Below are 10,044 nucleotides of genomic sequence, written 5' to 3' on the forward strand. Positions count from 1 at the left end.
TCGGTGCGGGCGGGACGCGGCCCGTCCGGGGCGGGGCACGCCCCGCCGGGCACGGGCCGGGGCCCGCCGGGCGCGGCGCGGGCCGGTCACGGCCGCGCCTCGTCCATCGCCGCGCGGGCGACCAGGCCGCGCAGCCGCCCGGTGATCATCGCCACCGCCTCGGCATGGCCGCGGGCCGCCTTCTCCCGCGTGCTGTAGCGCCCGACGTCGGCGTGCATCGCCAGGTCGGACACGATCGTCTGCCAGAGCAGGGGCCTCCCGTTCGCCGCGAACCCGAGGTCGATCACGGTGAACCAGGTGGAGACGACGACCACGACTCCGCCGACGCGGATGACGTCCTGGGCGAGCAGCCTCGCCCGCACGTCCAGCAGGAGCCGTTGGGCCTCGTCCGACGTGGCGCGTATCCCATCCGACCGGTAGTACTCCACGGACATGGCAATCCCCATCGCCGCCGGTTCAGGCGTCCGTCCGGCGCCGTCGCGCGCGGGGTCCCGCCGCTTCCGGGGGCGGCGGGGCGGCACGGCGCGGCACCGTGAGGTGAGCGGGTGCTCGGATCAGTGCGCGTGCCGCTCGTCGTGCGGCCAGCCGTCCAGCTCGCACCAGACCGTCTTGCCGGAGGCGGCGAGGTCGGTGCCGTGCCGGTCGGCGAGGGCGGCGACGAGGAACCAGCCGCGGCCGGTCTCCTCCATGAGGTCGACGGGCCTGTCGTGCGGCAGCGCGGCGCCGCGGTCGTGGACCTCGATCCGCAGCCGGGTGCCGGCCCGCAGCAGCCGCAGGCCCAGCAGCGAGCCGGGCCCGCCCGCCTGCCGGACGGCGCCCGTGACCAGCTCGGAGACCAGGACCTCGGCGTCGTCGCGGACGCGCTCGGCGCCGACGGAGCCGAGGACGGCGCGGCCGAACGCGCGGGCCCGCGGGACCGACGCGCGCTCGGCGGGCAGCGTCAGCTCGCCGAGCAGGACGGGGTCCGGCCCCTCCATGGTGGTGAGGCCGTGCGCGTGGGCGGGGACGGAGTGGTGGGGGGTGGCCAGGGTGCTAGGCAGTTCGATGGTGCGGTGTTCGCCCGACATGTGGAACGCCTCCTTGACTAAGGCGTGGCGGCCCGTCCCGGCCCGGCCTTGACACCCGGCCGGGGAGGTCGCTGGGGGTGAATACCCGTATCGCCGTCCGGGTCCCCCGGTGGGGGACCCCGCGTCTCCCGGCCCGTTTCACCGGGTCGGATGCGTACGGCGGTACGGCGTGCGAAGGGGCCGGAGCCGTGCGGCGGACGCCGGTCACGGCGACTCGCCCCCTTCGGCGTGGGCGCCCGCCCGGGCGCGCAGCAGCCGGGCGGTGCTGGTGAACCACTCGTGGTGTTCCTGCTCGAACCGGCGGCCCCGCAGGCATGTGAGGTAGGGGCCGATCGGCGTGGCGCTGCGCAGGAAGCTCTCCTCGTCCAGGTCGCCGCGCAGGCGTTCGAGCGTGCGCTCGAACAGCTCGACCTTCGCGGCGGACATGCGGGCGCGCTCCTCCAGTTGCGCGATCACCGCCTCCGCCGAGATGTGGTCGACGGCCTGCACCATGACCAGGATGTTCTCGCGGATGGTCCCGGGTTTCACCGGCGTGCTGGCGAAGCGCTCCAGCTCCTGCACGCCGGCCCGGGTGACGGTGTAGACGCGCTTGTTGGGGCGGTCCCGCTGGATGACCTGCCGTCCGCTGATCAAGCCGGCGGTCTCCAACCTCGACAGCTCGGAGTAGAGCTGCTGCGGAACGGCGTGCCAGAAGTTGGAGACCGACAAATCAAAGATCTTGGCCAGCTGGTAGCCGCTGTACTCGCCGTCGAGCAACGCCGCCAGGACCGCGTGACGCAACGCCATCGGACTTCTCTCCCTGCTTGACTCAGGGTGATGCCCGACGTTAGCAGACAACGACATGATTAGTCATGCTTTTGACTATGGTAAGTATGGACGAATTTCGCGACGCCCGGTTCGAGGTCCGCGCCGAGCACCGCGACCTCGCCGTCCAGCAGCGCCTGCCGGGTCGGCCCGCGCCGCAGCTTGCCGCTCGTCGTGCGCCGGACCGTGCCGCGCCCGGTCAGCACCACGCTGAGCGCGGGCAGCTCGTGCGCGCGGGCGACGGCGGCCTTGATGCGCCCCGCCAGCTCGTCCGGCGGCGTCCCCGCCGCGAGTCTGGTGCTGATCTCCTGAACGAGGACGACCTGCTCCCGGCCGTCCGCGGTCGTCGTGCCGTCGAGCACGAACGCGGCGCCGACCAGCGTGGCGGGATCGGCCGCCTGCGCGGTCTCCTCGATGTCGTGGGCGTGGATGTTGCGCCCGTTGACGATGATCAGGTCCTTGCTGCGGCCGGTGACGAACAGCTCGCCGCCGTCCACGAACCCGAGGTCGCCGGTGCGCAGGAACGGGCCCTCGCCGCCCGCCGTGTACGCCCGGAACGTCGCGCGCGTCTCGGCCGGGCTGTGCCAGTAACCCGCGGCGACGCTGCCGCCGCGCACCCAGATCTCGCCCGCGCGCCCGTCCGGCAGCGGCTCCAGGCTGTCGGGATCGACGACGCGGACGTCCAGGGTGACCGGCCGGCCGCTGCTCACCAGCCGCCGCACCGACCCCTCCCCGGCGACCCCGTCGCCGGCGGTGCCCTCGTCGCCGCCGGTGCCCTCGTCCCGCTCCACCGGCACGGCGCGGTCGCGGGTCAGGGCGGCGGCGTCGAAGTCGCGGATCACCGGGCCCGAGCCCCACGGCGCGGCGCTGATGAGCAGCGTCGCCTCCGCCATGCCGTAGCACGGCATCCACATCCGCGGTTCGAACCCGGCGGGCGCGAACCGCTCGTTCCACCTCTCCAGCGTCGCCGCGCGGACGGGTTCGGCGCCGTTCTTGACCGTCTGCAAGGACGACAGGTCCAGCGCCTCCAGCTGCCGGTCGGTGACGCGGCGCAGCGTCAGCTCGTACCCGAAGTTGGGCGCGACGATGATCGTCGCGCGGTGCCGGGTGACGAGCTCCAGCCACAGCACGGGCCGCTTGATGAAGGTGATCGGCGACGTCAGCACGTAGCGCATGCCGAGGTACAGCGGCTCCAGGAACTGGCCGACCAGCCCCATGTCGTGGAAGTGCGGCACCCACCCGACGCCGATCGCCTCCGGCGACCCCTGGATGCGGCGCCTGATCTCCTCGGCGTTGTACACCAGGTTCCCGTGGGTGACCATCACGCCCTTCGGCTCGCTCGTCGAACCGGACGTGTACTGCAGGAAGGCGAGCGTGTCCGGGCCGAACTCCGGCATCGTCCAGGAGCCCGCGTCCGCGAACCCGCCCTCGTCCGCACCGGCCTCGGTGTCCAGGCACTGCACCTTCCCGGCGAGCCCCGCCTCCTTCAGCCACCCCTCGATCGACTCCAGGTGGGCGCCGTCGGTGAGGATCCAGGAGATGTCGGCGTCGGCGATGATCCGGCGGGTGCGGTCGAAGCGCCCGGCGTCCAGCACCGGAAGCGGCGCCGGGACGGCCACGACCCGCGCGTACAGGCACCCGACGAACGCCGCGATGAACTCCAGGCCCTCCGGATACAGCAGCAGGACGGCCCGGTCCCGCAGCCCGCGCGCCTCCAGGCGGCGGGCCAGCGACCTGGCCCGCCGGTCGAGCTCGGCGAAGCCGAGGATGTCCTCCTTGTAGGAGCGTCCGGGCCCGGCCTCCTCGGTGACGAAGGTGAAGTGCCGGCGGTCTCCGTGCGTCCGCACGTTCTCCCGGAAGTGGGAGACGAAGTCGGTGTGCATCTTCCCGTCCATCCGCCGTCACGCGTCCTCGGCCAGCGCCGACAGCGTGAACCAGCGGTGTTCGCCGGAGTCGCGGAACACGGCCTCCTCGAACGCCGGGAGGAAGTCCTCCGACAGGACGGTGTCGGGATGGACGCGCTGCAGCAGCCGTTGCAGGCACAGCACGAGCCACTCCCCGTCGGCGAACGCGCCGCCGAACTCGCGGTGGTTGTGCAGCCACGTGAGCATGCACGAGGACATCGCGTGCAGTTCGCAGTACCGGCGCGCCCGCATCAGCGCCGCGACCGACGTGGTGTCGCCCTCGTTCTCGCGGACTCCCTGGTCGACCTTGGCGCGCAGCGTGCCGATGCTCGACACCAGGTCCTTCAGCTCGGCCGCGACGCCGGGCGCCGCGTGCGCGTTCGCCGCCGCCAGCACCTCCTCGGCGATCGCCTCGAACCGCTGCCCGACCTCGTCGCGGCCCTCGTTGGTGAGCTGGAGGCGCCGCCCGTCCGGCTCCCAGGTCGGCGGGGTCCGCGTCCAGGAGAACAGGTCGGCGAGAAGCTCCTCCTCGCCGCCGGTCTCCTCCGGCGGGCGGGCCAGGAACGGCAGCTGCGCCGCGACGTTGGCGAGGTTGACGTGCGTGGTCCCCTCGAAGACGCTCGCGATCGCGTGGTCGCGCTGCAGCTTCTGGAACACCCCGTGCGCGACGCCCTCGCGCAGGTAGCCGCGCGCCGCCAGGACCGTTCCCATGCTCGCGACGACCTCCTCCCCCTGCACCGGGACGAAGTACTTCGCCATCGACGACCACAGGCTCAGCCGGCCGGGCGCGACCGTCAGGGCCCGCGCCACCGGGACCGCGAAGCACTCGGCGATCAGCAGGTCCAGGTGCGCCTTGAGCAGATGGTCGCGGATCACCGGTATCCGGTAGATGTCCGCGCCGTACAGGGTGCGGCGGTGCGCGTACTCCGTCGCGATCCGCACCACCGCGTCCATCGTCCCGACCGACAGCGCCGCGATCGCCGTCCGGGTGATCTGCAGGGTCTTCAGGGTCTGGACGAGCCCGGCGCCGCGCCGCCCGATCACGCAGTCCGCCGGCAGCCGCGCCCCGTGGAACTCCACGCCGCTGAGGTCGTGGCCGCGCAGCCCGACCGTCCGCACCGGCGGCAGCGTCGACCACGTGTCCGGATCGAGGGCCCGCTTGTCGATCAGAAGCAGCGAGAAGTCGCGCGTCCCGGTCTTGGCGTAGGCCGTGACGAACCGGCCGCGGGTCGCGTTCCCGACCGGCCACTTCGTCCCGGTCAGCACCAGCTCGTCGCCCTTGCTCACCGCCTCGGACTCGCTCGCCATCACGTCGCTGCCGTGGTCGGCCTCCGACACCCCGAAGCACGCCAGGTCGCCGTTCAGCACGCCGTCCGCGACCATCCGGCGCTGCCGCTCGCTCCCCCACAGCCACACCGGGTTCACCGCCAGCAGGCCCGACCCGTACATCACCGCGACCGTGACGCTGCGCCGCGAGATGCCGCGGGTGACGAAGAACAACTCCTCCAACGTCGACAGGCGCCCGCCCAATCCGGCCGGCACCAGGTACTTCGGGAAACCCCATGCCCTGACGGCGTCGACCGCGCCGGCCGGCAGCTCGTCGCGCTCCTCGGCCTCGACGATCGCCTTGTAGGAGAACGGCCCGGCCTCGTCGTCCATGGGATCGCCGAGAAAGCCGTCCAGGTCGGCTGCGATGCCGTGCGCCGGTGACAGGCCGGCGCGTGCGGGGACCATTCCGCTGTCCATCTTCCACTCCCTTTGGCTGGACGTATCGCGGCGCCGCGCACCCTCACCGGCGGGCGGCGCCGTCGGGTCAGTGCCTCCCGAGGGGGGCGGCGGCCCCCCGCATCCCCCGGACCGGGCTCACGGGGTCGCCTCCCGCTCCTCCATCCGCCGGCCGACGGCGCGGGCCAGCGTCATCGCGGCGGGCAGCGGGCGGACCATGACCGTCAGCCCGGTCACCAGCCCGGTCTCCCCGAACCTGAGCAGGTCGAGGCCCTGCACGGCCTTGCCCATCACCCGCGCGCTGAACACCAGCGCCTGCGAGGGCGGCCGCGCGGGCCCGCCCGCCCCTTCCGGGCCGACGAGCTCGTCGGTGTAGCGGAAGTCCTCGAAGACCTCCAGCAGCACGCCCAGCAGCGCGGCGACCGGATCACGGCCGTGGTAGGGCTTCACCATCACCGGGCTGAGGAACTCGATGCCGGGGTCCAGGGACCGCGTGATCGCGGCGAGGTCCTTGGCCTCCACCGCCGCACGGAACGTTCCGGGGACCGTCATCTTCGCCGCTTCCTTCACTGCACCCGCCTTCCATGTGCCGGCGCCTCGCGGTTCGGCGTCCGCGACCGGACGGCGCCCGGCATGCCGAGGGCGCCACCACCCTCTGCGGGGGCGGCGGCCCGGGCGAGGTCGCCCGCCCAGGCCAGGTAGCCGGCGGCGGACGGGTGGAAGCCGTCGGCGGCGAACATCGAAGGGTCGTGCGCGATGGCCTCGTCCATGGGGACGTGGACGGCGCCGGCGGCGTGCGCCGCCTCGCGCATGACCCGGTCCATGGCGCGGGCGCGGGCGCCGAGCACCGTCCGCAGCGGGCGCGGCAGCGCCGGGAACCGGTGCACCGGCGGCATCCCCGCGACCAGCACCGCCGCGTCCCCGTACCCGCCGCGCAGCACCGCGACGAGGCCGGCGACGTCGTCCGCCCAGCGGCCGAGCGACCGGCGCCTGATCAGGTCGTTGATCCCCACGGTCGCCACCACCAGGTCGGCGGCCCCGTGACCGCCCGCGCGGCGGCGGGCGAGCCGGGCGACCCGGCGCGCGGTCGCGCCGTTCTCCCCGGCGACGGACCAGGCCACGGCGCGACCCAGCCGCGCCGCCAGCGCCTCGGCGAGGAAGCCGGGCAGCGCCCGGGCGTGCTCGGCGGCGCCGACGCCGACGGCGGTGGACTCGCCGACCACCACCAGCCGGCAGGCCGGCGCCGCACCGTGCCAGGGGCCGGGCACCAGGCCGCGCTCGGCGCCGGACGCGGGCTCCAGCCGGGGCGTGCGGCGCACGGTCCGCCACGCCTGGACGGCCAGCACCGGCGCGAGCGGCACCAGCGCCAGGGACTGCGGGACATGGGCGGGCGATAATGGTCTCTTCATCGTCATCCCGACTCTTGGACTGCCCCCGAGACTGCCCTCGATCCTCAGATCGCGCGCTCGCCGAGCAGGCCGGCGGCGAGGTGCCCCATCACCTCCGCGACATAATCGTGCCCGGCCGGGCTCAGGTGGATTCCGTCGGTGCTCCACATCGCGGGGTCGGCAATTTTCGTCACTGTTTCCCGGGGCGGGAACGCCATTCCGAAGTCGCGCGCTGCACGCTCCAGTTCGGCATTGAAGACGGCGATGCGCTGCAGCACGCGCTTCTTGCGGAACTGCGAGATGAGGGACCGTTCGAGCAGCGGCGGGCGGGGCACCGGAATCGCCAGCGCCACCGCCCCGGCGCCGCGCGCCCAGCCGTACACCTCGTCCAGCCGGGCGCCCGCCGCGGGCCGCTCGAACCCGTTCAGCGCGTCGTTCATGCCGCAGCCGAGCATCACCAGCCGGGGCCGCGCCGCACGGACGGCGGGCAGCTGGTCGCGCACCACGTCCTCGATGGTGGCGCCCGGGTCGGAGACGTTCAGCACGTCGCCGGGGGGCACGCCGAGGCGGCGGGCGAGCCGGCCGGCCCAGCCGAGCCAGCCGCCCGCCGGGTCGGGGTCGTCCCGGCCCTCGGCCACGCTGTCGCCGAGCACCACCATCGCGGCGCCCGCGGCCGGCGGGCCGGCCATCACGCGACGAGGTCGAGGAGGTAGTCGGTGAGGGCGGCGACCGTCTCGCGGCGCCGCGCCTCGGCCACGTCCACCTCGACCTGCAGGTGGTCCTCGATGTCGCTGATGATGCTGATGGCGTACACCGAATCGACCCCGTAGCGGGCGAGTTCCACCGCTGGATCGATGTTTTCCACCGGCCTGTCGAGGTAGAAGGCTATCCGGTCAAGAAGCCACATCTGGAGCTCTTCGTGGGAAATTGTCTGCGATCCGCTCACCGCACTCCCCTTTTTGTCAGAGGATCTTGTGGACCAAACCCCGATGGCGCTCCAAGCTTGAGCACATGGCACGGTACACACATATGTACGGCATGTCACATAGCTGCCGTGAACTATCGGACACGAGCATGTCACTTTTCCGTAAATTAAGTCAGCCAGCCGGTAAAACGGAACCTTGATACCGGGGGGTAACAAGTTCCGTAAGGGGCCCATGACACCGGCGTCATACGGGGGCCGCCACGGCCGCCCCACCGGGCCGCCCGTCCCCCGCCCGCCGCCTCACGGCACGCCACCTGCACCGTTCCCCATGACCGCGCGGCCGCCACGGCGCCGCGCCGCGTCCCAGGCGGGCACGTTCCATGAGAATTTCGGACAACCGCCCTAGTGATCAGTGATCGGACGAAACGGGAATGATCTCCGTATCGTTCGCAGGACCGGTCAACAATGAACCGACGCGGTTGGGCTCGGTCCGGCGCTCCAACCGCTCGCGGACCGCCTCCGCGCGCTGCTTGCGCCAGCGGTGCGCCGCCGTCCGGCGGAACCGCGCGAGGTGCGCCGCGTCCGGGCGCCCCCGGCCCGACAGCGCGTACCCGTGCCGCTGGAGGCGGCCCGCCAGGACGTGCTCGACCAGATCGGCCTCCCAGCCCTGCATCCGCTCCGCCCAGGCGCCGACGTTCCGCGAGTTGACGGCCTCGTGCGTCCGCAGGTGCCACGTGCGCTCGAGCGGGACCGTCCGGCGCGCGTGGTGGTGCGGCTCGGCCATCGCCTCGTCGTACTCCTCACCGAGGAACCGGCAGAGGGCGGCCAGGGTCCGCTCCGGGTCGTCGACGAGGTCCTCGTAGCGCATCTCGTGATAAGTGCTGGGGCCAAGCCGCCGGGCGAGCCGGGTTCCGGTGTCGACCGCCTCGCGCCAGGTGAGCGCGGCCGAGTGGACGTCCCCGTCGTACCAGGGCATCCGGGCGAGCGAGCTGACCGCGTCGCGCCCGTCCCGGATCAGGTGGACGAACTGCGCGTCCGGGAACATCCGCAGCAGCATCGGCACCTTGCGGAAGTAACTCGGCCGCTTGTCGCCCACCGCGGCCTGCCGTGCTCGCGCGCGTAGCGGCGGAACACGGCCGCCAGCGCCGAGCCGAGCGTCGGCGGGGCCTGCACGATGTCGTCGACCACCGCGCCGGCGTCCAGCCCGAGGACCGCGAACTTCGTCCCCTCGGCCGCGGTGATCCACTCGCCGAGGGTCCGCCGGTTCTCCGCCCGCCGCAGGTCGCCGAAGCCGTGCCGCCGCGCGTAGGCGACGTGCACGAACCTGGTCTCGGACGGCACCGCCAGGCGCCGGTGCGAGTGCAGCATCTGCTGCAGCAGCGTCGTGCCGGAGCGCGGGCAGCCGAGGACGAAGACGGGCCGGTGGAGCTGGATGGTCATGGCGGGTGAAAGTACGGCCGCCATCTGAAGCCAGCCTCAGCCGAACCTCACGGTTCGCTGAAAGTGCCGGGCCGGTCGCCATGCGCAATGGATGCGTCAATACCTACGCACTCGGGTCCGGCGTCGCAACAAGCGACTTCCCTGCCCCCGGAAACTGCGGTAAAGTAACCCTCGGTGTGCCGGGAAGTCTGGTCGGCGAGACAGGATACGTCTCCGATCAGGAGGGTTATATGACTCCCCGGCACTTTTCTATGGCACCGCCTCCGGCGCCGCGACGACCACCGAGCGGCCCGCGGCTCCGCGCCGGCCTGACCGCCGCGACCTGGGCGGACTCCTTTCCGGACACATGACGGGCCGCATTCGGCGAGCCCGCCGAATGCGGAAGCGCATTTCCTTTCCTCACCGGTGACCGCATTCGGGCGGCCGGGCCGTTAATGACGCCTCCAGGCGGGAGCGTGCACGCGAATGGATGAATTCGTCGACACCGCGCTCGCCTTCCCGACGGCGCTTTTCAGCTTCTCTCTGGTGGTGGTCGCCGCGTACTGGACGCTCGTCCTGCTCGGCGGCCTGGGGCACTTCCACGCCGGCACCGATGGCCATACGGGGGCCGGTGCCGGCGCGGGAGGCCACGCCCACGGGGGCGGCGTGCCCGCCACCGTCACGCTGTCGCTGCTCATCGCCCTGGCCTGGCCAAGCTCCGGCACGTCCAGCGGCTCGAGGCCCTCATCGACGACCACTACCGGGCCGAAGCGCGGACTCTCACCACCGGCGCCGAGGCCAACCTGCTGAAA

General features: G+C 72.8%; 12 protein-coding genes. 1 reads left to right on the forward strand and 11 read right to left on the reverse strand.

What is annotated here, in order from left to right:
- Positions 1-86: 86 nt before the first annotated feature.
- From ACA514_RS05995 to ACA514_RS06045, 11 genes are all read right to left on the reverse strand, one after another.
- Positions 87-434: a hypothetical protein gene (locus ACA514_RS05995; protein WP_344267922.1), complete on the reverse strand. Its 348-nt coding sequence runs from the start codon at positions 432-434 to the stop codon at positions 87-89.
- A 120-nt stretch (positions 435-554) separates the two neighbouring features.
- Positions 555-1,067: an ATP-binding protein gene (locus tag ACA514_RS06000; RefSeq protein ID WP_375039993.1), complete on the reverse strand. Its 513-nt coding sequence runs from the start codon at positions 1,065-1,067 to the stop codon at positions 555-557.
- A 204-nt stretch (positions 1,068-1,271) separates the two neighbouring features.
- Positions 1,272-1,853: a PadR family transcriptional regulator gene (locus ACA514_RS06005; RefSeq protein ID WP_375039994.1), complete on the reverse strand. Its 582-nt coding sequence runs from the start codon at positions 1,851-1,853 to the stop codon at positions 1,272-1,274.
- Positions 1,854-1,912: 59 nt separating this feature from the next.
- Positions 1,913-3,754, reverse strand: coding sequence for a fatty acyl-AMP ligase (locus ACA514_RS06010; RefSeq protein ID WP_375039995.1), 1,842 nt, complete (start codon positions 3,752-3,754; stop codon positions 1,913-1,915).
- An 18-nt stretch (positions 3,755-3,772) separates the two neighbouring features.
- Entirely contained in the window at positions 3,773-5,521 is a 1,749-nt protein-coding gene (locus ACA514_RS06015) for an acyl-CoA dehydrogenase family protein (RefSeq protein WP_375039996.1), read from the reverse strand.
- 117 nt (positions 5,522-5,638) lie between these two features.
- Positions 5,639-6,052, reverse strand: a complete 414-nt coding sequence (locus ACA514_RS06020; protein WP_375039997.1) for a nuclear transport factor 2 family protein — start codon at positions 6,050-6,052, stop codon at positions 5,639-5,641.
- 14 nt (positions 6,053-6,066) lie between these two features.
- Positions 6,067-6,915: an SGNH/GDSL hydrolase family protein gene (locus tag ACA514_RS06025; RefSeq protein ID WP_375039998.1), complete on the reverse strand. Its 849-nt coding sequence runs from the start codon at positions 6,913-6,915 to the stop codon at positions 6,067-6,069.
- 38 nt (positions 6,916-6,953) lie between these two features.
- On the reverse strand, positions 6,954-7,577 hold the full coding sequence (locus ACA514_RS06030) for an SGNH/GDSL hydrolase family protein (protein WP_375039999.1): 624 nt from the start codon (positions 7,575-7,577) through the stop codon (positions 6,954-6,956).
- Entirely contained in the window at positions 7,577-7,795 is a 219-nt protein-coding gene (locus ACA514_RS06035) for an acyl carrier protein (protein ID WP_344267906.1), read from the reverse strand. The genes ACA514_RS06030 and ACA514_RS06035 overlap by 1 nt, the downstream gene beginning before the upstream one ends.
- 427 nt (positions 7,796-8,222) lie before the next feature.
- The gene (locus tag ACA514_RS06040) at positions 8,223-8,870 is read right to left on the reverse strand and encodes a sulfotransferase (RefSeq protein ID WP_375040000.1); all 648 of its coding nucleotides are present in this window, start codon (positions 8,868-8,870) and stop codon (positions 8,223-8,225) included.
- Positions 8,828-9,253: a sulfotransferase gene (locus tag ACA514_RS06045; protein ID WP_375040001.1), complete on the reverse strand. Its 426-nt coding sequence runs from the start codon at positions 9,251-9,253 to the stop codon at positions 8,828-8,830. Before ACA514_RS06045 ends, ACA514_RS06040 begins: the two co-directional genes overlap by 43 nt.
- A gap of 465 nt (positions 9,254-9,718) precedes the next feature.
- Here ACA514_RS06045 and ACA514_RS06050 point away from each other — a divergent pair, with 465 nt between their 5' ends.
- A complete protein-coding gene (locus tag ACA514_RS06050) occupies positions 9,719-10,042 on the forward strand; it encodes a hypothetical protein (protein WP_375040002.1) in 324 nt (107 codons plus the stop codon).
- Positions 10,043-10,044 lie beyond the last annotated feature (2 nt).

Origin of the sequence: Actinomadura sp. NTSP31 (genome assembly GCF_041951385.1) — a bacterium.
GTDB lineage: Bacteria > Actinomycetota > Actinomycetes > Streptosporangiales > Streptosporangiaceae > Spirillospora > Spirillospora napierensis.